Raw genomic sequence first — 23,162 nt, 5'->3', positions numbered from 1 at the left:
ACGTTCAGCCCATTATTTGCTTTGTTTCAGATTACCGCCACGCTCGATGATAACGCCCACGTTAGCGGCCTGTGCAACAGCGCCGGGCTTGCTCACCTTCAGCCGAATCCACGGTGAATTAAAGCGGGTCAGCAGCAGTTCCGCAACCTCTTCAGCAACGCGCTCCACCAGCGCAAAACGCCCCCCGCTCACGTGCTTTATAACCGCTTCGCTGACATCCGCATAGCTGAGGCAGTCGTTGACATCATCACTGCCTGCGGCTTTGCGGTTATCCCAGGCCATTTCGATATCGAACACCAGCTTCTGTTCAATGGTTTGTTCCCAGTCGTAAACACCAATAGTGGTGATTACCGAAAGTTGCTCTATAAATACAATGTCCATCACGCCCTGCCCGGTTTTTAGTCATGCCGGATACCACTTCCGGCGAAATATGCGTATTATCCACAGATGCAAAGAAGACTTCGACACTTTCAACATGGAACAGCGTTATGAGTGCAATCGCGCCTGGTATGATTCTCCTCGCGTATCTTTGCGGCTCGATTTCTAGCGCCATTCTGGTGTGCCGCATTGCCGGTCTCCCCGATCCACGCGAGAGCGGCTCCGGTAACCCAGGAGCAACCAATGTGTTACGCATTGGCGGCAAAGGTGCAGCCGTAGCGGTACTAATTTTTGATGTGCTGAAAGGCATGCTGCCGGTCTGGGCGGCCTGGGCCTTGGGTGTGACGCCCTTCTGGCTTGGCCTGATTGCTATTGCCGCCTGCATGGGCCATATTTGGCCAGTATTCTTTAAGTTTCAAGGCGGTAAAGGCGTCGCCACGGCGTTTGGCGCCATTGCACCTATCGGCTGGGATTTAACCGGCGTGATGGCCGGAACTTGGCTGCTAAGCGTACTTCTGAGCGGCTATTCTTCCCTCGGTGCCATTATCAGCGCGCTGATAGCCCCGTTTTATGTCTGGTGGTTCAAACCGCAGTTTACCTTCCCGGTGGCAATGCTCTCCTGCCTGATCCTGATGCGCCATCACGACAATATTCAGCGCCTGTGGCGAGGCCAGGAAACGAAAATCTGGGCGCGATTTAAAAAGAAAAAGAAAAAAGACGAGTCTGAATAAGACAGGATTATTCGAGCCCTGTAGAAACAACAAAGGAGTGATAAATCACTCCTTTTTATTAGGTAAATCAGCTAAGCACTAATCCTTCCAGTAATTATTCGCCGCAGCAATCGTCTGGAAATGAATCGCGATGACCTGAGATGACGCAATCAGCGCATCGGCATCATTCGCGTAGACCGGACGCAGCTTTTTCAGCACTTCCGGGTCCGGCTGTACGGTTTTGACTCCCCGACGGCTCAGCGTCACCGCCAGTTCATATCCTGCCTGCGGATCGTCAGCGATCAGCGTTGTTAACCATTTATCGCTCATATTGTCCCACTCATTATCGTTATTGTATAAATTGCATTTATTATGCACTTTAAGTGCACGACATTTATCAACATAATTCTGGCAAAAATCAATAAAAAAGCCCGCTATCTCAGCGGGCTTTAGCTCTGGTTTAACATGTATTCTGCCGTTTACCGAGCGGGGAAAAACATCGCAGCTAGCTCCTGTCCCGGCTCATCTGCCCGCATAAAAGCTTCCCCCACGAGGAAGTTGTTCACGTTAGCTTCACGCAGGCGAACCACATGTTCGCGCGTAGCGATGCCTGACTCGGTCACAACCATGCGATCCGCCGGCAGCTGTGCCAACAGGCTGATGGTGGTTTCTATCGTGGTCTCAAAGGTGCGCAAATTACGGTTATTGACACCGATAAGCGGCGTGGTCAACCGGAGCGAACGTTCCAGCTCATCGGCATCATGCACCTCTACCAGCACCGCCATGCCCAGCTCGTGGGCCTGCGCCTCAAGCTCCTGCATCTGGCCATCTTCAAGCGCAGAAACAATAAGCAGGATGCAATCCGCCCCCATCGCCCGGGCTTCCACAACCTGCCACGGATCGATCATAAAATCTTTGCGTAAAACCGGCAGGTCGCAGGCAGCTCGCGCCTGCTGCAGATAGGCCGCGCTTCCCTGGAAGAACTGTTCGTCGGTTAGCACCGACAAACATGCAGCCCCACCCTGCTGGTAAGAAACGGCTATCTCAGCGGGATTGAAATTCTCACGAATCAACCCTTTCGATGGGCTGGCCTTTTTCACTTCGGCAATCACGCCCGCCAGGCCTGCATCACGCTTATGACGCAGCGCGGCAACAAAATCACGGTGGTTCTGAGCAGCGGCCTGTTCGGCAAGCTGGCTCAGGGTAATTGCTTTTTTGGCGGCGGCAATTTCTTCATGTTTAACGGCGATAATTTTGCTGAGGATATCGGACACAGGGTTCTCCAGGTTCAGTCGGGTATCACCTTAGAGTGCCGGATCCTGAGCTGAAAGTACCGGGCTAAGGCCGCTTTCGTTTGTTGCAGGATATGACTTGCAGGAAAGGGGTTCAGAAACAAAAAAGGAGCGCTTAAACGCTCCTTTTCGATTTGCTTATCAGGCGGCGGGTAGCTCTGCCAGCGGCCAGCGCGGGCGAACGCTAACGCTCAGCTCGCCGGAAGTACCTGCTTTGAGGCGAATCATCCCGGCATAGGCGATCATGGCGCCATTATCGGTGCAAAATTCCGGCCGCGCGTAAAACACTTCGCCGCGACGTTTGGTCATCATCTCGGCCAGCTTAGCGCGCAGGGTGCGGTTGGCGCTCACGCCGCCCGCCATCACCAGACGTTTAAAGCCGGTATGTTCGAGCGCACGTTTACATTTAATGGCCAGCGTATCCACCACCGCATCTTCAAAGGCGCGGGCGATATCCGCGCGAGTTTGATCGTCAGCGTCGTTATCACGAATGGTGTTTGCCGCGAAGGTTTTCAGGCCAGAGAAGCTGAAATCCATGCCCGGGCGGTCGGTCATAGGACGTGGGAAGGTGAAACGCCCCGGCGTACCCTGGGCCGCCATTTTGGAAAGCAGCGGCCCGCCTGGGTAGTCAAGCCCCAGCAGCTTAGCGGTTTTATCGAACGCTTCGCCTGCCGCATCATCGATAGACTCACCCAGCAGTTCATATTTACCAATGCCGGTGACGCTGATCAATTGGGTATGGCCGCCGGAAACCAGCAGCGCGACGAACGGGAACTCGGGCGGATTGTCTTCCAGCATCGGCGCCAGCAGGTGGCCTTCCATGTGGTGGACCGGCACGGCAGGCACGTCCCAGGCAAACGCCAGCGAGCGGCCAATTGTTGCGCCAACCAGAAGCGCGCCAACCAGGCCCGGCCCGGCAGTGTACGCCACGCCGTCGATATCTTTGGCGGTTAATCCAGCCTCTTTTAGGGCAGCCTGGATAAGCGGCACGGTCTTGCGAACGTGATCGCGGGAGGCCAGCTCCGGCACCACGCCGCCGTAGTCAGCGTGAAGTTTCACCTGACTATACAATTGGTTGGCTAATAACCCTTTCTCATCGTCATAAATGGCGATGCCGGTTTCATCACAGGATGTTTCGATTCCCAGTACACGCATGGCTTGTTTTACCTCTTTGGCCCGGCGCGAAGTTTAATCCCGGTGGCTTCCTTTGTAAAACTTTGCTGCCCCAGGACGGGACTAATGGTGTATAATCTGCGGCCCTGGAAGATACCGGCCCTAAAAGCCAGGTTTCTGGTCGTTCGGTGCTTTACAAAGCAGCAAGAGTTGCAGTAAAATTCCGCACCATTTTGAATTAAGCTGGCCTGTATGCCAGCGGCAAACCGAATTATTAAAGGTGAGAGTTACATGCCGGTAATTAAAGTACGTGAAAACGAGCCGTTCGACGTAGCACTGCGTCGCTTCAAGCGTTCCTGCGAGAAAGCAGGCGTTCTGGCGGAAGTCCGTCGTCGTGAGTTCTATGAAAAACCAACGACCGAACGTAAGCGCGCTAAAGCTTCTGCTGTGAAACGCCACGCGAAGAAACTGGCTCGCGAAAACGCACGCCGCACTCGTCTGTACTAATCTTCTGAGGATTCACTCCTCAACATCAGACTGAGTAGTAGTTATAAGGCCGTGCTTCCGAAAGGAATGCGCGGCTTATTCTCGTTTATAAACTGACATATCCCTGAGCTTTTAGGCCACCGCCTGAGAGATGACGGATATAGCATGGGGCCTATGGCTGGACGAATCCCGCGTGTTTTTATCAATGACCTGATCGCTCGCACCGACATCGTCGACCTGATCGATGCTCGCGTGAAGCTGAAAAAGCAGGGCAAGAACTACCACGCATGTTGTCCATTCCATAACGAGAAAACCCCCTCTTTCACCGTGAACGGTGATAAACAGTTTTACCACTGCTTTGGCTGTGGCGCACACGGTAACGCCCTCGACTTCCTGATGAACTACGACAAGCTCGAGTTTGTCGAAAGCGTTGAAGAGCTGGCGACCATGCACAACCTTGAAGTGCCGTACGAAGCGGGCAATGGCCCAAGCCAGATCGAACGACACCAGCGCCAAAGCCTGTATCAACTGATGGACGGCCTGAACGCCTTTTATCAGCAGTCCCTGAAGCAGCCCGCCGCAGAACCGGCGCGTCAGTATCTGGGCAAGCGTGGCCTGAGCGATGAGGTCATTAGCCATTTCGCCATCGGCTATGCGCCACCCGGCTGGGATAATGCGCTTAAACGCTTTGGCGGCAATAGCGAAAACCGCCAGGCGCTGACGGACGCAGGCATGCTGGTCACCAACGACCAGGGCCGCAGTTACGACCGTTTTCGCGAGCGGGTCATGTTCCCGATTCGCGATAAACGCGGCCGGGTCATCGGGTTTGGTGGACGCGTGCTGGGCGATGCCCTGCCGAAATACCTGAACTCCCCGGAAACCGACATTTTTCACAAGGGCCGCCAGCTGTATGGCCTGTATGAAGCCCAGCAGAGCCAGCCGGAACCGGCACGCCTTCTGGTAGTCGAAGGATATATGGATGTGGTGGCGCTGGCGCAGTACGGCATTTCCTACGCCGTTGCTTCCCTGGGTACCTCCACCACCGCCGATCATATTCAGTTGCTGTTCCGGGTGACAGATAATGTCGTCTGCTGTTATGACGGCGATCGCGCAGGACGAGACGCGGCATGGCGAGCGCTGGAAACTGCGCTACCTTATATGACGGACGGTCGTCAGCTGCGGTTTATGTTCCTGCCCGACGGTGAAGACCCGGATACGCTGGTGCGCAAAGAAGGAAAGGACGCGTTTGAAGCGCGGATGGAGCAGGCTCAGCCGCTCTCCACGTTCCTGTTTAACAGCCTGCTGCCGCAGGTTGATTTGAGTACGCCAGACGGAAGAGCGCGACTAAGCACGCTGGCTCTGCCGCTGATTAGCCAGGTACCCGGCGAAACGCTGCGTATCTATCTGCGCCAGGAGCTGGGCAACAAGCTCGGTATTCTGGACGACAGCCAGCTTGAAAAGCTGATGCCCAAACAGGTCGAGGGGGCAACACCTCGTCCGGCGCCTCAGCTAAAACGCACAACCATGCGTATACTGATAGGGTTATTGGTACAGAATCCGGAACTGGCTCCGCTGGTCCCGCCACTAAGCGGGCTGGATGCCGCAAAGCTGCCGGGTTTAACGCTGTTTAGCGACCTGGTTGACGCTTGCCTGGCGCATCCGGGGCTGACCACCGGGCAGCTACTGGAACAATATCGTGGCACAAATGAGGCCACAACCCTTGAAAAACTCTCGGCGTGGGACGATATAGCAGATAAGGACATTGCTGAAAAAACGTTCACCGACTCGCTGGACCATCTTTTTGAGTCGGCGCTGGAGCTGAGATTTGAAGAATTAATGGCACGTTCCAGAACGACGGGGCTGACCCCTGCGGAACGTGAAGAAGTTCGCGTGATCACGCAATCACGCGCCAAAAAATAGATTCGCGGCTTAACTGCCGAACATTGATCGGGTCACCCCCGAACGCCGCACGGACGGGCTGCGGCATAAAAATAAATCAGCCCTCGTACGTTATTGTTGGCGGCAACGCCTACCGACACAACCCTAATACTGAAGTGTGGATACCGTCTTATGGAGCAAAACCCGCAGTCACAGCTCAAGCTTCTTGTCCAACGTGGTAAGGAGCAAGGCTATCTGACCTATGCCGAGGTCAATGACCATCTGCCGGAAGATATCGTCGACTCCGATCAGATCGAAGACATCATCCAAATGATCAACGACATGGGCATTCAGGTGATGGAAGAAGCCCCTGATGCCGATGATCTTTTGCTTGCTGAAAACTCTAACAGCACCGATGAAGACGCGGAAGAAGCGGCTGCCCAGGTGCTGTCCAGCGTGGAGTCCGAAATTGGACGTACCACCGACCCCGTGCGTATGTACATGCGCGAAATGGGGACCGTTGAACTGTTAACCCGTGAGGGTGAGATCGATATCGCGAAGCGTATCGAAGACGGTATCAACCAGGTACAGTGCTCGGTTGCCGAGTATCCGGAAGCGATCACCTATCTGCTGGAGCAGTACGATCGCGTTGAAGCTGAAGAAGCACGCCTGTCCGACCTCATCACCGGCTTTGTTGACCCTAACGCGGAAGAAGATCTCGCGCCAACCGCAACCCACGTCGGCTCCGAACTCTCTCAGGAAGAGATGGACGACGATGAGGACGAAGACGAAGAGTCTGATGACGACAGCTCCGACGATGACAACAGCATCGACCCGGAACTGGCGCGCGAAAAATTTGGTGAGCTGCGCAAGCAGTACGAACTGACTCGCGACACCATCAAAGCGAAGGGCCGCAGCCACGCTGACGCCGCCGCGGAGATCCTGCAGCTGTCTGAAGTGTTCAAACAGTTCCGCCTGGTGCCGAAACAGTTCGACTACCTGGTCAACAGCATGCGAGTCATGATGGACCGCGTTCGTACCCAAGAACGTATCATCATGAAGCTGTGCGTTGAGCAGTGCAAAATGCCGAAGAAAAACTTCATCACGCTGTTCACCGGCAACGAAACCAGCGAAACCTGGTTCAACGCGGCCATTGCGATGAACAAGCCGTGGTCTGAGAAGCTGCACGAAGTCTCCGAAGACGTTCACCGCAGCCTGCAGAAACTGCAGCAGATCGAAGAAGAGACCGGCCTGACCATCGAGCAGGTAAAAGACATCAACCGTCGCATGTCCATTGGTGAAGCGAAAGCGCGCCGTGCGAAGAAAGAGATGGTTGAAGCCAACCTGCGTCTGGTTATTTCTATCGCTAAGAAATACACCAACCGTGGCCTGCAGTTCCTCGACCTGATTCAGGAAGGCAACATCGGCCTGATGAAAGCCGTGGATAAGTTTGAATACCGCCGTGGCTATAAGTTCTCGACTTATGCAACCTGGTGGATCCGTCAGGCTATCACCCGCTCTATCGCCGACCAGGCGCGTACCATCCGTATTCCGGTGCACATGATTGAGACCATCAACAAGCTCAACCGTATTTCGCGCCAGATGCTGCAAGAGATGGGCCGTGAGCCAACGCCGGAAGAGTTAGCCGAACGTATGCTGATGCCGGAAGACAAAATCCGTAAAGTGCTGAAAATTGCCAAAGAGCCTATCTCCATGGAAACGCCAATCGGCGACGATGAAGATTCGCATCTGGGTGATTTCATCGAGGACACCACCCTCGAGCTGCCGCTGGATTCTGCCACCTCCGAAAGTCTGCGTTCCGCAACGCACGATGTTCTGGCTGGCCTGACAGCGCGTGAGGCGAAAGTCCTGCGTATGCGCTTCGGTATCGACATGAATACCGACCACACGCTGGAAGAAGTGGGTAAACAGTTCGACGTTACCCGCGAACGTATCCGTCAGATCGAAGCGAAGGCGCTGCGCAAACTGCGCCACCCAAGCCGCTCTGAAGTCCTGCGTAGCTTCCTGGACGATTAATCGGTGTCAAAAATTGAAAAGCTCCCGCCAGGGAGCTTTTTTTTGCCTTGAATTTGCGGTTTCTCCCGCCTCCCGCAGGCACCTCTTTTTCACTTCTCTCTCTCAGTACACAGCTTTTAATTCCCCTTTTCCCTCAGGGAGATTATTTTCATTCCCTTTCACCCTCCTGGAGCCTCTTTTCATTCCCCTCTCACTCTGGGAGAGGGCCGGGGTGAGGGAAAACGGCAACACCTTACCTACCGCCCGCGCGCCGTCAGCGACTCATTCAGCTCTCTATAGGCCTCCACCAGCTTATCCACCGTGATGCGGCTCAAGCCACTCGGATTAGGCAAAATCCACACCTCGGTATCACCGAGGGTAATCTCCTGTCTGCCCCATTTCGCGCCACGCTGCCTGAACGCCTGCTCAAAGGCCTGCTTGCCCAGAATCGCTAGCGCTCCCGGCTGGTACTCCTGCATCTTTGTAATCAGCTCTCGCCCGCCAGCACGCAGCTCCTGCAGTGCCACTTCGTTTGCCTGCACGGTTGGCCGCTCCACCAGTTTCGTCACGCCGCAGCCGTAGGAAAGCAACAGCTGCGCCTCCTCAGGCTTGAGCTGGCGGTCCGTAAAACCCGCAAGATGAAGCACTTTCCAGAAACGATTGGCAGGATGAGCAAAAGGCAGCCCGAGATGAGCGGATGATTTTCCCGGATTAATGCCGCAAAACACGACCCGAAGGTCAGGCTGAAGGATATCGCTAACCATTGCATTTCTCATCTGAAGGAATCGAGCGGGAAGTATAAGGGATTGATTAGCCATTGTTTATAAAATCAGCACATGTAATTTAAGCGCTGGATTGCCATCGACAGTTACATTATAATTCAGCGCCACGGCCCCTTAGCTCAGTGGTTAGAGCAGGCGACTCATAATCGCTTGGTCGCTGGTTCAAGTCCAGCAGGGGCCACCAGACAAAAAAGGCTGACGAGAAATCGTCAGCCTTTTTGCTGTGCGGGTCATGGGGATTTCGTTTACACCAGTGCCCGAAGCTCTTCCTTCATGTAGGCAGAAAAGTATTCAGGGTTTTTAATCACGAGGCGGTTACCGGACTCAACCTTGTGCGCCCAACCGGCGACTTTTTTCGTGAAGTCGGTGTTCCATCCCTCCTGGGCACCTCGGGCCGTGATGTCTTCAGCGCTAATCGGAACGCCCAGCTGTTTGAGATATCTCAACATTCCCTTCGCGGTGCTCTCATCCATAGGGTGCGGCACAGAGGCCGAGGTATTCATACCGCCAATGAAGTCTAACGCTTTATCAATCGCTGTTGGCATAATTTATCCTTAAAATTAACCACTTAATCAATAAGACTGTGACAAGCGAGATCAAATGTACCATTAATCAAACTTCATTTTTTCAGGGTCAGTCACGTTTATGACCAGTACAAAGGGTTCTTTCCTTCCCGCCAGCCCTATTTCCGTTGTTTTATCACTCAAAGCCGGCATGGTGAAGAACATGCCAGCCTGTAATATCGAGCGGGAAAGGCAATGATTGATAAACGTTCCCAGAGGATCGCAGAAACGAAAAATAAAGCCTCACGACAATGAGTAGTCGCAAAATTAAAGCGTCTTAAAGTCTTTAGAAAGATCGAATTTCTTATACTCTTTTACCTTCAATCTTCCACTGGCAATCCCATCACCAATCTCTTTAATAAAATAATCGATATCGTCACATTTGTTATTATCAGGAAGTTCTGGATAGTTATATTCCCACCATTTCAAATGTAATAACTCATTAATTACATCAGCATTAAAACGGTATTTAATTACCCTGGCTGGCACACCTGCAACAACGGCATAAGGAGGCACATCCTTTGTCACCACAGCGTTTGCAGCAATAACTGCGCCATCACCGATGGTAATTCCCCCTTTTAAAACCACATCATTGCCGATCCAGACATCGTTGCCTATTACAGGATTTTTTTGCGTCGTATCAAACGGTTTTAATATCCACTGCCGATTAAATTCAGTCATGGCATATTTATCAAATCCCCCGTTGTAGGTCATCATATGTGTGGTAAATCTGTCCATGGGATGATTGCCACCCATCACCTTTACATTCCCAGCAATACTGCAGAATCTGCCGATGACAGTATTGCCTGAAAAATGGCAACTTGGAAATGAAAACGCGCCCACGCTGGAAAAATTACGTATCGGCATAGTGGAATACTCTTCGGCGATAACATTATCATCAATTTTTATTTTATCGCCTTTGACGAAACGCAATAAACTTCTCTCTTTATAAACCTTCCTGCCTTTGTGACCTAAAAATATCTTATTATCCGCACAGTACTCATAATGTCTTTTTGTCCATCTAAAGGTATAACCATTATTATTTTCTTCAGTAAACTTAAATAATTCGCTTTTCATATTCTCAACATTTATAAGATTGGCACTATGTTAAAAATAAAGATATCCCACCCACCTGTTTTTATCAACTTTGCAGAACGAGGTGAATTTAACCTAAAAACAGTAAGGCCCGAGTAAACTCGGGCCTTAGTTTTAAAACAGCTTACGGCAGATTTTAGAACTGCTCCCAGTTATCTAAACGGCCACCGTTCGCGGCAAGCTGTGGCCTGCGAGTGGTAGAAGCCGGTGCGGGTTTATCCTGGCGGGCGTTAGCTGCGGCAATGACCTGCCCGGTATTGAAGATACTCATCAGCTGCACCAACCGAGTAGCCTGATCGCTGAGGCTCTCAGCGGCGCTGGCAGACTCCTCCACCAGCGCAGCGTTCTGCTGCGTAACCTGATCCAGTTGAGTGATCGCCACGTTGATCTGCGCAATCCCCTGCCCCTGCTCTTCCGTCGTCACGCCAATTTCAGAAATAAGCCCGGCCACGCGGTGGGACTGTTGCACCAGGTCATCGATCGTCGTTCCCGCCGAACTCACCATATCCGATCCTTTTGTTACCGTACGCATGCTGTCCTCAATCAGGGCTTTGATCTCACTGGCCGCCGAAGCAGAACGCTGCGCCAGCGAGCGAACTTCCCCGGCAACTACTGCAAAACCGCGCCCGGACTCCCCTGCACGAGCGGCTTCCACGGCAGCATTCAGCGCCAGAATGTTCGTCTGGAATGCGATGCCGTCAATAACGCTAATAATGTCGCCAATTTTCTGTGAGCTTTCGCTAATTTCACGCATCGTCAGCACCAGATTATTAACGGCATTCCCGCTTTGCGTGGCCGTTTCGCTGGCAGAGTTGGCCAGGCGAGTCGCAGTGCGCACCGTCTCGGCATTCTGCTGAATAGTCTGGCTCATTTGTTCCATCGAAGCGGCCGTTTCCTGCAGGCTGGCCGCTTGCTCTTCGGTGCGTTGGCTGAGATCGGTGCTGCCAGCAGCAATCTCGCTGGCACCCACGGAGATAGAATGGCTGCTGTCTCGCACTTCACGCACAACCCCGAGCAGACGGCTACGCATCTCATCCATAGCCGCGAGCAGACTTCTGGTGTCCCCTTGCTTCAGTTCAACGGCGGTATTGAGCTGACCCTCAGAAACTTGTTTGGCCACGGAGACGGCATAAACGGGCTCGCCGCCAAGCTGACCTTTCACCGCTCGCCCGATGCTCCAGGCAATCAAAGAGCCAATCACGGCACTGATAATCGTAATAATCAACAACAAGTTACCGGCAAAATGAGCTTCCTCCACATAGCCACGGGCCATGCCCACCGTGCTACCGGAATGATCGCTAATCATCTCGCTGAGCGCATCGAGTACTCTGGCCTGGGGGCCAACCACTTCGCTGATGACTAACGCGCGGGCGGCATCATACTGCCCCGCCGCGCTGACGCTCATCACCTTGCGAAGCGCCTGGGAATATGCCGGGCGAACATTGTTCAGGTTGTCGAACAGCTCGCGAGAATGCTTAAGCCTCAGCGCCTTATCCAGCTGTTTCAAGAGGACGTTATTGTCCGCGATACGCTTTTCGAGTACCTGGTTGGTTTTTGTAATGTAGTCCCGACTCTCAGCTTCGGTATGCGGCAGCGTGGTGAACAACGCCATATCACGAATATCGTGGGCATTGTCCGTAATATTATCCTTAATCTTTACGATCAGCAGCAAATTCACCAGGCGGACATTGGCAGCATAATTAAGGTTATTTCCAACAGAAACCAACTGCATTCTGGCAAATAATGCGACAAAGAATCCAATAGCGATGACCAGCGCAAAGCCAGCCCCCAGCATAGTACTAAGGCGCATATTCTTCAGTTTGTTCATAAATCCCTCTGAGCTTTAATGGTTATATCGCAGGCAATAAGAGGAGGTAATTGGTAGAAATCACATCAACGGTTGCGACGGTTTTTTTAATTATCGATTTTTTATCGGCAGCCTGAGAGACTTCTTTAGCCATTATTTATAATGATCTGGCCACATAAAATAATGACAAAGAGATGACAAGTAATGAACGAATTAATGTTCTAAACAGAATTAAAACTACTATTTTTAGGAGTGGCAGCCCCGTTCCATTGTGTGGTTAACGGGACTGAAATTAGCGCTTTATCTGCGCAGGATTTATTTATCTGCGATGAAGCGATCGTCGTCTCCCACCGGGATATAAACGCGCACCCACTCCTTCCCATCAACGATATCCCAGCTGTGCCCTTCGCCGGCGGTATCTGCTGCAAGCAGTACTGTACCTGGCTCGATGATGAACGTAGAGCCGTCGCTAACCTTAAACTTCAGCTTGCCTTTCAGGGTAACCACATACTGCTTTTTCGGTGCCGGATGCACCCCTTTCTGCCACTCTTCAAAGGTATTACTGAAATAGAGATTTTCAGAAGAAAGTTTCGCCAGAGAGGGAATTGAACCTTTTACAAACGCAGAGTGATTATCAGCCGTGTTAATTAATTTTATCGCTGGAATACGGTGTTCGCTACCATCTGTCTTTGTGGCTTCGGCATGTCCAAGCATTGAAACAAGTAAACCTGTGGTGGCCAACATAAGCCGTGTTATTTTTTTCATGATCGTGTCCAGGGTTAATTTCAGCCAGCACTTTTTCGGTGAATAAAGCACCGTAACAAAAAACAAAATTCAAGGTTAGTACACCAGAGGTGGTCAATTTCGTCAATATCATGCACGACAAGTTTATTTAGTTAAAAAATTAAATATATATAAAGAAAATGTGGAGTGAAAAAACATCCAGACGGGTATTTCAATACAGGCTAACTTTGATTGTCATTAAACGGTAAAAGAATATTTTAGAACAAAATAAACTAAATACAGAAGGTGATAGTCATAATTTAACTTAACGCTTTATTCTAAAAATACAGGAATAGCACCAACCTGGTGGCCGAGTGAATTCAGTTCAGGGGTTGAACACATTCAAATAAAAACGCTGGTGTTTAAACCAGCGTTCAGTCAGTCAGCCACAGGCGTTATCAGAGCTTTTCGCCGTTGCTCTCAATCACATCTTTGTACCACTGGAAGGATTTCTTACGGCTGCGGCTCAGGCTGCCGTGACCTTCGTTGTCTTTATCGACGTAGATAAAGCCGTAGCGTTTTTTCATTTCGCCCGTCCCGGCGGAGACCAGGTCGATACAGCCCCACGGGGTGTAGCCCATCAGGTCAACGCCGTCTTCCACTACCGCTTTTTTCATTTCTGCGACGTGCGCCGAAAGATAATCGATGCGGTACTGGTCGTCCACGAAGCCGTCGGCCTGCGCCACGTCAATCGCCCCGAAGCCGTTTTCCACAATAAACAGCGGCAGCTGATAGTGATCCCAGAACCAGTTCAGAGAGTAACGCAGGCCCACCGGGTCAATCTGCCAGCCCCAGTCGGATTTTTGCACGTACGGGTTAGACACGAGGCTTTTTGATTCGTCGTAGTCAAACTGCGGGTTGTCGGCGCTGGCTTTGGTGGCAAACGACATGTAGTAGCTGAAGCCAATGTAATCGACGCAGCCTTCGGCCAGCGCCGCGAGATCTTCGTCGGTAATATCCAGCTCAAAACCACGGCGCTCGAAGTAGTTCAGCAGGTGCTGCGGGTACTTACCGCGCACGTGCACGTCGGTGAACCAGTAGCGGCGGTGCATCGCATTCATCGCCATCATCATATCGCCTGGCGCACAGGTCAGCGGGTAAATTGGGCACATGGCAATCATGCAGCCAACCTGCAGCGCAGGGTTGATTTCACGGGCTGCACGCACCGCCAGAGCGCTGGCAACCAGCTCATAGTGAGACGCCTGGTACATCACCGGCTCGCGATCTTCACCCGGCTGATACTTCAGGCCCGAGTTGGTGAACGGCGCGAAGTCTTCGTGGTAGTTGGCCTGGTTGTTGATCTCGTTGAAGGTCATCCAGTACTTCACTTTGTGCTGATAGCGAGTGAACACCACTTTCGAGAAGCGCAGGAAGAAATCAATCAGCTTACGGTTACGCCAGCCGCCGTATTCGGTGACCAGATGGTAAGGCATTTCGAAGTGCGACAGCGTAATCACCGGCTCAATGCCGTGCTTCAGGCATTCGTCAAACAGGTCGTCATAGAACTGCAGGCCGGCTTCGTTCGGCTCCAGCTCGTCGCCCAGCGGGAAAATACGCGTCCAGGCAATAGAGGTACGGAAGCATTTGAAGCCCATCTCGGCAAACAGCTGGATGTCTTCTTTGTAGCGGTGGTAGAAGTCGATCGCTTCATGGTTAGGGTAGTTTTTCCCCTGCAGCACGCCATCGGTAATTTCACGCGGGACGCCGTGGGCGCCGGCCGTCATCACATCCGCAACGCTAACGCCTTTGCCGCCCTCTTTCCAGCCACCTTCCAGCTGGTGCGCCGCAACCGCGCCGCCCCACAGAAAACCTTCTTTGAATCCAGACATATTCTCTCCCTTAATTAGAGATCGCATGCTGCGACCGATAGTGCTGATTAAAATGGTAGACCGCGCCAATGAGTCCGGCATCGTTGCCGTGACTGACGGTGTCGATATAGTCGTCGAGGGTGAACCAGGCCAGATGTTCGCGCAGCAGCGCAAGGAAGCCTGGGCGTTCCACAATGCCGCCGCCGAGCAGGATTTTTTCCGGATCGAACAGATTGACGAGGTTATAAAGCCCGGTGCCGAGATCGTTGAAGAACGCGTTCACCATACGCTGGCACGCCACGTCGCCGGCATCAAAGCGGTCGAAAATCTCTTCCCCGCAGACGGCCTCAAGCGGCTTGCCGACATACTCCGCGTAGTCTTTGCGCAGGGTTCTCAGGGTGCAGGTATCGTTCATGGTGTAGCGGCGAACATCGCGTGGGCCAGGGCGTTCGGTCAGCATGTAACCGAATTCTCCCGCCCGGAAGCGCGCGCCGTGTACCAGTTGGTTATTGCAGAAAATCGCTCCGCCGATGCCGGTGCCGATGGTCAGTACGAGGAAGTTGCTCATCCCCGCCGCTTTCCCCTGCCAGCGTTCAGCCAGCAGGACGCAGTTGGCGTCATTTTCGATGGCAACAGGCAGCTGCGTGCTTTCTTCCAGCCATTCTTTGATGGCAAAGTTGTCGAAGCGGCGGATGGCCCCGCCCATTTCGATAAAGCCAGTGTGCGGATTGACATAGCCAGGGGCGCTGATCGCCACGCCTTCACAGCCGGGATGCTCGGCAATCCACGCTAAAATGGCCTGTAAAATTTGCTCGCCATCGCTGTCGTCGATCGTCTCTTTGCCTTTTGCCAGTATCTCGCCCTGCGAGTTGACGATCCCCATTTTTAAAGCCGTACCACCGATATCAAATGCGGCGATATTCATACGCTAATTCCTCCTGCATATTTCCGGCTCATCATTTATTTCCACTGAAACGAGGAAACTATTTCGCACCGGTCATATTCATGCCTGGTAAAAGGAATACAAAAATTGACGAGTTCAATTTTTAATTATCAGTTCTGAAAACGAAGAAAATCTTAATCAATGGGAGGCGCATCAGGCAATAGAAGGGGGACAACACATTGAACAACTTTTGAACCTGTCAAAAGATATGATATACAGTGAGTTACCGCTGATATTCATCTTTCAGAATCGACAGGTTCATTTTCATGAACATTATTGAACCTCTTTTTAAAGCAGAACTGTGACCGACGTGGCGAATACAAGGTCAGCCACAGCGGCTAGCCCGCCTTACGAGGCAAAAAATACTTCACCTGGAACTCGAACACGTTGGTGTAGAGGATCGAGTAATCAATCGGGCTGTGGCTGGCGTCAACGGACTGGGTTTCCATGCGGATAATCGGGTCGCGGGTACTGATGTGCAGCATTTTGGCAATCTCGGTTGACGGCAGAATGGGCTGAAACGCCTCGTAGCAACCGTGAATTTTGACGCCGCATTCATCTTCGATGTAGGAAAATTTCGAACGCTTCATGTGGTTGACCGTCAGGTCGGGGAAGCGGTTCACCGACAGCCAGGTCTCTTCCAGCTGCATCGGCACGTTGTCGATGTGGCGCAGTCGTTTGGCGTAATAGACCGGTTCGCCGATGGCCAGCTGCAGGCGGCTGGCAATCTCTTCCGATGCCTGCTGCAGCTCAAATCTCAGCACCTGGCTGGACGGTTTTTTCCCTTCACTTCGGGCAATCTCGGTGAAGCTGTCCAGATGCGTAACCGAAGCCTGAAAATGTTTATTTCGCACATAGGTGCCGGAGCCGTGCCTACGCTCAATCAACGCCTCATCTTCCAGTACTTTCAATGCTTTACGCAAGGTATTACGTGACACATTGTAGAACTCAGCCAGCTCTTTCTCCGAAGGGAGGATGTCGCCGATATGATAAGTTGGGCTGCTGATCCTGTTTTTTAGTAAGTTAACAACATCTTTGTATACCACTTTTGAACCTCCTGAACTTATTTAAAAACAGTCAATTACCGTTCGAGTCATAATAAAAGCGCAACACAGGTCCATTTTCACTTTGCTTTCTGCACCACTCGGGCATGACTAACTGTGATCGAAATGGCAGATGAACGCATTGATATTCATTAAGTTAGCCGCTGGTTGATTATCTACGAAGCGTTAAGGGGAAAAATGAAGAATATATTATTGGTTTGTGCGGCCGGGATGTCTACCAGCATGCTGGTGAAAAGAATGCAGGATCACGCCAGCGCGGGAAATATTTCGGTCAATATTAATGCACTGGCGATTGCCGAGGCGAAAGAAAGAATTAAAAGAAATGAAGCAGATGTTGTTCTGCTGGGACCTCAGGTTCGCTTCCAAAAAAGTGAAATAGAAGAAATCGCCCAGGGGAAAATTCCGGTAGCGGTAATCGACATGAAGTATTACGGGCAAATGGATGGCAAATCAGTTCTTGATTCCGCACTGAATTTACTCGGTGAACGCTAAGCTTTCCAGCCAAAATAACAACCCAATGGGTAATTGATTAGGTTTATCGTTACGCGACCTGCTATTAAGCAGAGGCTTCACCAATAAACTTATATCATCAGTCAATATCTCTCTAATGATAAAGGGCGCATCATGAGTATTATGAATGCCTTTGAGCGCGGTATGGAAAAGCTCCTTGTTCCTATTGCGATTAAATTAAACTCTCAGATACACGTCTCGGCCATCCGCGATGCATTTATTTTGTCGTTCCCCATCGTTATGGCCAGCTCGCTGATCGTGCTGATTAACTTTGCCATCCTTTCACCGGATGGTTTTATTGCTTCACTGCTGCATCTCGGCGTGTTATTCCCTAACTTAGCCGAAGCCCAAAACATATTCTCCCCGGTGATGAACGGGTCGGTGAATATCATGTCGATCATGATTGCCTTCCTGGTCGCACGTAATATCGCTATCAGCTATCAGCAGGACGACTTGCTGTGCGGCCTGACCGCTATCGGCGCGTTCTTCGTGGTCTATACCCCTTATCAAATGATGGGCGGGCAGTCGTATCTGACCACGCAATATCTGGGGCCGCAGGGGCTTTTTGTGGCGGTGATTGTCGCGCTGATTACCGGGGAAATCTTCTGCCGCCTGGCGCGCAACCCGAAGATCACCATCACCATGCCAGACGCCGTACCGCCGGCGGTTGCACGCTCATTTAAAGTTTTAATTCCTATCTTCTTCGTGATGATCTTCTTCTCGGTGCTGAACTACTGCCTGACGAAAATCTCCCCGAATGGCCTGAACGAACTGATTTATAACCTGATTCAGGCCCCGCTGAAAAACATGGGCACCAATATCGTCGCGGTGCTGGTGCTTGGCGTGGTCACCAACTTCCTGTGGGTGCTGGGCATTCACGGGCCGAACACCACGGCGGCGATTCGCGAGACTATTTTCTCCGAAGCTAACCTCGAAAACCTCTCTTTTGCCGCATCCAACGGCACTACGTGGGGGGCGCCATACCCTATCACCTGGGGGAGCATCAACGACGCCTTCGCCAACTACGGTGGATCGGGAATGACGCTCGGCCTGCTGCTGGCTATTTTTATTGCCTCCCGCCGTGCCGACTACCGCGATCTGGCGAAAATGGCCTTCGTGCCGGGCCTGTTTAACATCAACGAACCGGTGATTTTCGGCCTGCCCATCGTGCTGAACCCGATCCTGATCATTCCGTTTATCATGGTGCCGTTCGTCAACTCTTTGGTGGGCTACACCTTCGTCACTCTGGAGATTATTCCACCAATTGCCTATGCCGTACCGTGGACAACGCCGGGGCCGCTCATCGCCTTCTTCGGCACCGGGGGGAACTGGATGGCATTGATTGTCGGGCTGCTATGCCTGGCCATCTCCACGCTAATTTATTTACCGTTCGTTATGGCCGCCAATAAGGTAAATGCAGCACAGGCGGCGCAGTAATAAATAAACCGATGATAGCAATTTAATTTCCACCCGCCTCCGGTTATTAAAACTGGAGGCAAATAATAATTATACTTCTGGGACATTCTATGAATTCAAATTTATTGAAGGTTAGCTTATTGTCTTCATCCATCCTTCTGGCGTTATCCTCAACCCACGTAATGGCAGCAAAATTAACGGTAGAGCAGCGTCTGGAATTACTTGAAAGACAATTATCAGAAAACAAATCAGAATTAAATAAAACGCAGAAAGAATTGGCCATATATAAAGATAAGGTCGCCCAACTGCAGCCAGCCGGTAACAACGTGCAGTCTGGCCCGGCCCCGGTCAATCAGACGGTTTATTCTCCGGTAGCCGACAACATCGAGAATGAAAATAATCATCTCGATACTAAGCCGGCACCAACGCCGGTGAAAGGCACGCAAAAAGTGGCCGTGGTCAATAACGAAGGTGGCAAGACTACCGTAGAAAACGTTACCCTGAAAGACATCAGTAAATACATTAAAGATGATATTGGCTTTAGCTACGAAGGTTATTTCCGTTCCGGCTGGGCAGCGGCCAATCGCGGGTCGGCTCAAACCTACGCCGCCGGGTCGCTGGGTCGTTTCGGCAACGAAATGAGCGGCTGGTTCGACTTAACGCTGAACCAGCGCGTCTACAACCAGGACGGCAAAACCGCCAACGCCATCGTGACCTACGACGGTAACGTCGGGGAGCAGTATAACGACGCCTGGTTTGGCGACAACAATGGCAACGAAAACATCATGCAGTTCAGCGATATTTTCCTGACCACCAGAGGCTTCCTGCCGTTTGCGCCGGAAGCAGACTTCTGGGTCGGGAAGCACAAGCTGCCTGAGTACGAAATCCAGATGCTCGACTGGAAATCCTTAACCACCCAGGTGGCGGCGGCCGTCGGGATCCAAAACTGGAACCTGGGCGTCGGCCAGCTTGACGCCTCCCTCAGCCGCAACGACGTCGACGTTTATTCCCGCGACTTCAGCCACACCACGCAGATGAACACCAACTCGGTTGACCTGCGCTACCGCAACATTCCGCTGTGGGAAAAAGGCTCGCTGTCGCTGATGGGCAAATACGCCTTTGCCAATAAAACTGACGACCAGAAGGACAACGAAAATAACGGCTCCTTCTTTAAACTGAAGGACACCTGGATGGCGACGGCCATTGTGCGCCAGGATCTGCCGCGCGACACCTTCAACGAGTTTACCCTGCAGGTGGCCAATAACTCTTATGCCAGCAGCTTCGCAAACTTCTCGGGAGCCAGCAACTCCATGGCACCGGGCCGATATTACTACGGCGACCAGACGGACGGCGTGGCCTGGCGTCTGATTTCGCAGGGGGAAATGTACCTCGCGGACAGGATCATCATGGCTAACGCGCTGGTTTACTCCCAAGGTAGCGATGTTTATAGCTATGAGAGCGGCGCCCACAGCGACTTCAGCAGCATTCGGGCCGTGATTCGCCCGGCGTGGATTTGGGATACCTGGAACCAGACCGGCCTGGAGCTGAGCTGGTTTACCCAGAAAAACAAAACCGAACAGGGCGTAAATCTGAAAGAGTCGGGCTACAAAACCACGCTCTATCACGCTCTGAAGGTTGGCCCAAGCCTGCTCGGCTCGCGTCCTGAAATTCGTTTCTACGGCACATACCTGAATATTCTGGACAACGAGCTGTCAAACTTCCGCTTTAACGAAAACAGCAAGAACGAGTTTATGGCTGGCGTTCAGGCTGAAGTGTGGTGGTAATCCTCTTTGGCTAAGTGCATAAAAAAACCCGTCTTCCAGACGGGTTTTTCTTTTCTGTCAGCTCGCGCCCGCGCAGCTGTCCGGCACGTTATTCAGCCCTTCAGCCCCGTGGGTGAAAGATTTAAATCGCTTTTGATCGTCCAGTTTGATGATGTACAGCGAATCAAAATCGCTGCCCGGCCATTTTGGCACCACGGTTGGGTCGCCGCCGGTTGTCTTCACCAGCTTTTGCGCCGCGATCACCAGGTTTTTGTGCTCCCACGAGACAAAAGTCAGGCGGCCGCTGCTCTGAGTTTTCAGTAAATCATCCGCCAGCTCATCCGTCTGCTCCGCGTGGTAGTGCAGGTCGATGGCCTGAGAAAGGCGGATCGCGGTCGGCGTGATGGTGGTTAACGGGCGCAGCGAGCTGCCGGTTTTGTTCTCTTTCGGCGCGGCGGCGTAGATGGCATCCGGTTTGCCGTACTGGCTCAGCAGAACCGACGGCAATTGCAGCGCGCGATTCAGCCCTTTGCAGGTGAGCTGCCCGCTATTGTTAGCCGGTTTCTCACCGTGGCGCAGGAAGACTATCGTGCTGTCGGCATTCGCTATCATCGGGGTCAAGAAGGCACTGCTCAGCAACATAACAAGCGCTTTTTTGATCATGTTTTTCTCGTTTTTATCAGGGAATGAAACTTTTACTATAGAGAAGAAACCGAGGAAAAAAACAAAACATTGGTAAGCAGACGTCACGCCTGCCGCGCCGGGTTCAGCGATTAACAACCGGCCATCGTTTTGCTATTCTGACGTCCGTTAACGTGATGATATATTCTATAAAAATCAGTAAAAACAATTAATAAGGAAAAGACGTGAGCACCCAGAACGAGATGTTTAACAAAGAGATTGCGTGGTCTACTCGCCACATGGTTCGCACCCTCAAACAGGTTCAGGCGCTGCCCGACTTAAGCCACGTTCGCATCGCCTGCAATATGCATCTCGACCTGAAAATGATCCCGCTGGTTGAAGGCCTGCTGAAGAAAAATGCCAAAGTCTTCCTCACCACCTGCAACCCAACCACCGTACAGGATGACGTTGTCGCTTACCTGGTCGCCGCCGGGGCGGAAGCCAGCGCATGGCGCAATATGAACGACGCCGACTGGCGCGACTCGTGGGAAAAAGCCATCGCCTGGCGCCCAACGCATCTGTGCGAAATGGGAGCGGACATCACCACGCTGCTGCATCAGCGTGGCGAGTTTGGCGACGTGGTTGCCTGCCTGGAAGCAACCGGCTCCGGGGTCAACCGCCTCGCGGATCTCCGCCCTGGCTACCCGATCTTTAACTGGGACGATCTGCCGGTAAAAGAAGGCCTGCATAACCGCCACATGGTTGGCCTCACCGCCTGGCAGACCTTCTTCCAGACCACTCACCTCACCCTGCACGAAAAGAAAGTGCTGGTGATTGGCTATGGCCTGGTGGGCCAGGGCGTTGCTGCCGCCGCCAAAGCCTACGGTGGCCAGGTGATGGTTGCCGAGTTAGATCCGGCCCGCCGCCTGCAGGCCGCCTATGACGGCTGGCACGTGGTTGATATTCATGACGTGATTGCTACCACTGACGTTGTCGCCACCGCCACCGGGGCGAAAAAAGTCGTCAGCGCAGCGGTACTGGATAAAGCCAAAGACGGCGTGTTTGTGCTGAACGTGGGCCACGTTGCGGAAGAGATCGACTGCGGCTACCTGCAGCAATATCCGACCGAAGAAGTGATGCCGTTTATCAACGCGTACCAGCTTAACGGCAAAACGCTTTATCTGATGGCGAACGGCTCAATGCTGAACCTGACCGCCGGCTTCGGCGACAGCCTGAACGCCTTCGACGTGACGCTGGCCGTCATGGCAAGCGGCATCAAACACATCGTGACCGACGGCCAGCACGCTGAAAAAGCGGTTTATTTACTGCCGCAGTCCATGTGGGAAAAAGCCCTTTAAGCTGCCCTCCAGCCCCGATCAAGTCAGGCCTCTGCGGAGCACCTGACTTTTTTTTCGTTTTCGCCGAATAATTTCCCCACCCCGATTGTTTACTCCTTACAAGAACCTGAGGAAGAGACAATCATGAGTTACCTGCCCCCCGAAGCTACGCCGCCTCACAAGCGCTACGACGCCTTTAGCATGGCCCTCCACTGGCTAACCGCCTTCTGCGTGATATTTCTGTTTGCCAGCGCGCACGTCTGGGAAGTGCTTGAGCGCGGCACTCCGCTTCGCAAAGGCCTGCAATCGCTACACATTTCGTTCGGCATTTTGCTTGGGGCGGTGATGGTCGTCCGGCTAATCTGGCGCATCAGCGCCGCTTTTTCGCCGTCGCGAAAGCTGGAGAAAGTGCCGATGCCGGGCGCATTCCGCCTTGCCGCCCATGCCACGCACGGCGTGCTTTACATCCTGTTGCTGACTCAGGTCACGCTTGGCTTCCTGTTCCGCTGGGCGCAGGGCGAACCCTTCTGGTTCTTCAACCTGTTTGAAGTCCCGGACGTGTTTAACATCGATCCGACGCTGCGCCATACCCTGGCGATGCTGCACAACAACGTGGCCTGGGCGCTGATCCTGCTGGCGGGCGCGCATGCTGTCGCCGCCCTGATCCACCACTATGTTCTGCGTGACGGCACGCTGCGCCGCATGCTCCCCGCCTGCAAAGGCCACTCTCGTTAACCTACAGGACGACACCATGAACATGCCTTCAACTCGTAAACTGCTGCCTTTGCTGTGCCTCG

General features: G+C 52.5%; 21 protein-coding genes, 1 tRNA gene and 1 pseudogene. 10 read left to right on the top strand and 13 right to left on the bottom strand.

Annotated features, from left to right (window positions below):
* Nucleotides 1–12: 12 nt before the first annotated feature.
* Nucleotides 13–381 (bottom strand): bifunctional dihydroneopterin aldolase/7,8-dihydroneopterin epimerase, encoded by a 369-nt coding sequence (gene folB / locus AAIE02_RS17095; protein ID WP_166867010.1) that lies wholly within the window; start codon nt 379–381, stop codon nt 13–15.
* A gap of 107 nt (nt 382–488) precedes the next feature.
* On the opposite strand from folB, the gene plsY reads away from it, so the two are divergent.
* Nucleotides 489–1,109 (top strand): glycerol-3-phosphate 1-O-acyltransferase PlsY, encoded by a 621-nt coding sequence (plsY, locus tag AAIE02_RS17090; protein ID WP_008460038.1) that lies wholly within the window; start codon nt 489–491, stop codon nt 1,107–1,109.
* 78 nt (nt 1,110–1,187) lie between these two features.
* Here the strand turns inward: plsY and AAIE02_RS17085 are convergent, their stop codons facing one another.
* The 3 genes from AAIE02_RS17085 to tsaD form a co-directional block, all read right to left on the bottom strand.
* Nucleotides 1,188–1,418 (bottom strand): hexameric tyrosine-coordinated heme protein, encoded by a 231-nt coding sequence (locus AAIE02_RS17085; RefSeq protein ID WP_008460037.1) that lies wholly within the window; start codon nt 1,416–1,418, stop codon nt 1,188–1,190.
* Nucleotides 1,419–1,567: 149 nt separating this feature from the next.
* Entirely contained in the window at nt 1,568–2,362 is a 795-nt protein-coding gene (gene trpC / locus AAIE02_RS17080) for an indole-3-glycerol phosphate synthase TrpC (RefSeq protein ID WP_336982748.1), read from the bottom strand.
* A 159-nt stretch (nt 2,363–2,521) separates the two neighbouring features.
* Complete coding sequence (gene tsaD, locus AAIE02_RS17075; RefSeq protein ID WP_039300165.1) at nt 2,522–3,535, bottom strand: tRNA (adenosine(37)-N6)-threonylcarbamoyltransferase complex transferase subunit TsaD; 1,014 nt, start codon at nt 3,533–3,535, stop codon at nt 2,522–2,524.
* Between the two features lie 249 nt (nt 3,536–3,784).
* Here tsaD and rpsU point away from each other — a divergent pair, with 249 nt between their 5' ends.
* From rpsU to rpoD, 3 genes are all read left to right on the top strand, one after another.
* Nucleotides 3,785–4,000, top strand: a complete 216-nt coding sequence (gene rpsU, locus AAIE02_RS17070) for a 30S ribosomal protein S21 (protein WP_001144069.1) — start codon at nt 3,785–3,787, stop codon at nt 3,998–4,000.
* A gap of 153 nt (nt 4,001–4,153) precedes the next feature.
* The gene (gene dnaG / locus AAIE02_RS17065) at nt 4,154–5,899 is read left to right on the top strand and encodes a DNA primase (protein ID WP_008460032.1); all 1,746 of its coding nucleotides are present in this window, start codon (nt 4,154–4,156) and stop codon (nt 5,897–5,899) included.
* A 150-nt stretch (nt 5,900–6,049) separates the two neighbouring features.
* On the top strand, nt 6,050–7,894 hold the full coding sequence (gene rpoD, locus AAIE02_RS17060) for an RNA polymerase sigma factor RpoD (protein WP_008460031.1): 1,845 nt from the start codon (nt 6,050–6,052) through the stop codon (nt 7,892–7,894).
* Nucleotides 7,895–8,130: 236 nt separating this feature from the next.
* On the opposite strand, the gene mug is transcribed toward rpoD, so the two are convergent.
* Nucleotides 8,131–8,637, bottom strand: coding sequence for a G/U mismatch-specific DNA glycosylase (gene mug / locus AAIE02_RS17055; protein ID WP_166993428.1), 507 nt, complete (start codon nt 8,635–8,637; stop codon nt 8,131–8,133).
* 126 nt (nt 8,638–8,763) lie between these two features.
* Here mug and AAIE02_RS17050 point away from each other — a divergent pair.
* Nucleotides 8,764–8,839 (top strand) — tRNA-Ile (locus AAIE02_RS17050).
* Nucleotides 8,840–8,900: 61 nt separating this feature from the next.
* Here the strand turns inward: AAIE02_RS17050 and AAIE02_RS17045 are convergent.
* From AAIE02_RS17045 to AAIE02_RS17015, 7 genes and pseudogenes are all read right to left on the bottom strand, one after another.
* A pseudogene (locus AAIE02_RS17045) lies at nt 8,901–9,223 on the bottom strand (DUF1889 family protein).
* A gap of 262 nt (nt 9,224–9,485) precedes the next feature.
* A complete protein-coding gene (locus tag AAIE02_RS17040; protein ID WP_498532933.1) occupies nt 9,486–10,295 on the bottom strand; it encodes a CatB-related O-acetyltransferase in 810 nt (269 codons plus the stop codon).
* A 154-nt stretch (nt 10,296–10,449) separates the two neighbouring features.
* Entirely contained in the window at nt 10,450–12,141 is a 1,692-nt protein-coding gene (locus AAIE02_RS17035; protein ID WP_166993422.1) for a methyl-accepting chemotaxis protein, read from the bottom strand.
* 294 nt (nt 12,142–12,435) lie between these two features.
* A complete protein-coding gene (locus AAIE02_RS17030) occupies nt 12,436–12,885 on the bottom strand; it encodes a cupin domain-containing protein (protein ID WP_498532932.1) in 450 nt (149 codons plus the stop codon).
* 416 nt (nt 12,886–13,301) lie between these two features.
* Nucleotides 13,302–14,732 carry a 6-phospho-beta-glucosidase gene (locus AAIE02_RS17025; RefSeq protein WP_008460019.1) on the bottom strand — a complete coding sequence of 477 codons (1,431 nt, stop codon included), beginning with the start codon at nt 14,730–14,732 and terminating at the stop codon, nt 13,302–13,304.
* 10 nt (nt 14,733–14,742) lie between these two features.
* Nucleotides 14,743–15,636, bottom strand: a complete 894-nt coding sequence (gene bglK / locus AAIE02_RS17020) for a beta-glucoside kinase BglK (protein ID WP_498532931.1) — start codon at nt 15,634–15,636, stop codon at nt 14,743–14,745.
* Between the two features lie 356 nt (nt 15,637–15,992).
* Complete coding sequence (locus tag AAIE02_RS17015; protein ID WP_008460014.1) at nt 15,993–16,700, bottom strand: GntR family transcriptional regulator; 708 nt, start codon at nt 16,698–16,700, stop codon at nt 15,993–15,995.
* A 195-nt stretch (nt 16,701–16,895) separates the two neighbouring features.
* On the opposite strand from AAIE02_RS17015, the gene AAIE02_RS17010 reads away from it, so the two are divergent.
* The 3 genes from AAIE02_RS17010 (at nt 16,896) to AAIE02_RS17000 (ending at nt 20,428) form a co-directional block, all read left to right on the top strand.
* Nucleotides 16,896–17,210, top strand: coding sequence for a PTS sugar transporter subunit IIB (locus AAIE02_RS17010; protein ID WP_166877064.1), 315 nt, complete (start codon nt 16,896–16,898; stop codon nt 17,208–17,210).
* A 132-nt stretch (nt 17,211–17,342) separates the two neighbouring features.
* Nucleotides 17,343–18,665, top strand: a complete 1,323-nt coding sequence (locus AAIE02_RS17005) for a PTS sugar transporter subunit IIC (protein WP_498532930.1) — start codon at nt 17,343–17,345, stop codon at nt 18,663–18,665.
* Between the two features lie 89 nt (nt 18,666–18,754).
* Nucleotides 18,755–20,428: a carbohydrate porin gene (locus AAIE02_RS17000; protein WP_166993416.1), complete on the top strand. Its 1,674-nt coding sequence runs from the start codon at nt 18,755–18,757 to the stop codon at nt 20,426–20,428.
* A gap of 57 nt (nt 20,429–20,485) precedes the next feature.
* Here AAIE02_RS17000 and AAIE02_RS16995 read toward each other — a convergent pair whose 3' ends face one another.
* Nucleotides 20,486–21,070, bottom strand: coding sequence for a histidine phosphatase family protein (locus AAIE02_RS16995; protein WP_498532929.1), 585 nt, complete (start codon nt 21,068–21,070; stop codon nt 20,486–20,488).
* 221 nt (nt 21,071–21,291) lie between these two features.
* On the opposite strand from AAIE02_RS16995, the gene AAIE02_RS16990 reads away from it, so the two are divergent.
* Nucleotides 21,292–22,386 (top strand): adenosylhomocysteinase, encoded by a 1,095-nt coding sequence (locus AAIE02_RS16990; RefSeq protein WP_498532988.1) that lies wholly within the window; start codon nt 21,292–21,294, stop codon nt 22,384–22,386.
* A 123-nt stretch (nt 22,387–22,509) separates the two neighbouring features.
* Nucleotides 22,510–23,100, top strand: a complete 591-nt coding sequence (locus AAIE02_RS16985) for a cytochrome b (protein ID WP_166993412.1) — start codon at nt 22,510–22,512, stop codon at nt 23,098–23,100.
* The last annotated feature ends 62 nt before the right edge of the window (nt 23,101–23,162 follow it).

Source organism: Cedecea sp. Ae19-4, from assembly GCF_059801165.1.
Note: the sequence above shows the minus strand (reverse complement) of the source record. Positions and strands in the feature narration are given on the sequence as shown.

Bases quoted from the DNA above. Each gene is read 5' to 3' on its own strand.
- bglK (WP_498532931.1), bottom strand. From the start codon at position 15,636: ATGAATATCGCCGCATTTGATATCGGTGGTACGGCTTTAAAAATGGGG.
- AAIE02_RS16990 (WP_498532988.1), top strand. From the start codon at position 21,292: ATGTTTAACAAAGAGATTGCGTGGTCTACTCGCCACATGGTTCGCACC.
- AAIE02_RS17010 (WP_166877064.1), top strand. From the start codon at position 16,896: ATGAAGAATATATTATTGGTTTGTGCGGCCGGGATGTCTACCAGCATG.
- tsaD (WP_039300165.1), bottom strand. From the start codon at position 3,535: ATGCGTGTACTGGGAATCGAAACATCCTGTGATGAAACCGGCATCGCC.
- folB (WP_166867010.1), bottom strand. From the start codon at position 381: ATGGACATTGTATTTATAGAGCAACTTTCGGTAATCACCACTATTGGT.
- mug (WP_166993428.1), bottom strand. From the start codon at position 8,637: ATGGTTAGCGATATCCTTCAGCCTGACCTTCGGGTCGTGTTTTGCGGC.
- plsY (WP_008460038.1), top strand. From the start codon at position 489: ATGAGTGCAATCGCGCCTGGTATGATTCTCCTCGCGTATCTTTGCGGC.
- rpoD (WP_008460031.1), top strand. From the start codon at position 6,050: ATGGAGCAAAACCCGCAGTCACAGCTCAAGCTTCTTGTCCAACGTGGT.
- AAIE02_RS16985 (WP_166993412.1), top strand. From the start codon at position 22,510: ATGAGTTACCTGCCCCCCGAAGCTACGCCGCCTCACAAGCGCTACGAC.
- AAIE02_RS17025 (WP_008460019.1), bottom strand. From the start codon at position 14,732: ATGTCTGGATTCAAAGAAGGTTTTCTGTGGGGCGGCGCGGTTGCGGCG.
- AAIE02_RS17085 (WP_008460037.1), bottom strand. From the start codon at position 1,418: ATGAGCGATAAATGGTTAACAACGCTGATCGCTGACGATCCGCAGGCA.
- AAIE02_RS17000 (WP_166993416.1), top strand. From the start codon at position 18,755: ATGAATTCAAATTTATTGAAGGTTAGCTTATTGTCTTCATCCATCCTT.
- AAIE02_RS17035 (WP_166993422.1), bottom strand. From the start codon at position 12,141: ATGAACAAACTGAAGAATATGCGCCTTAGTACTATGCTGGGGGCTGGC.
- rpsU (WP_001144069.1), top strand. From the start codon at position 3,785: ATGCCGGTAATTAAAGTACGTGAAAACGAGCCGTTCGACGTAGCACTG.
- AAIE02_RS17005 (WP_498532930.1), top strand. From the start codon at position 17,343: ATGAGTATTATGAATGCCTTTGAGCGCGGTATGGAAAAGCTCCTTGTT.
- AAIE02_RS16995 (WP_498532929.1), bottom strand. From the start codon at position 21,070: ATGATCAAAAAAGCGCTTGTTATGTTGCTGAGCAGTGCCTTCTTGACC.
- dnaG (WP_008460032.1), top strand. From the start codon at position 4,154: ATGGCTGGACGAATCCCGCGTGTTTTTATCAATGACCTGATCGCTCGC.
- AAIE02_RS17030 (WP_498532932.1), bottom strand. From the start codon at position 12,885: ATGAAAAAAATAACACGGCTTATGTTGGCCACCACAGGTTTACTTGTT.
- AAIE02_RS17040 (WP_498532933.1), bottom strand. From the start codon at position 10,295: ATGAAAAGCGAATTATTTAAGTTTACTGAAGAAAATAATAATGGTTAT.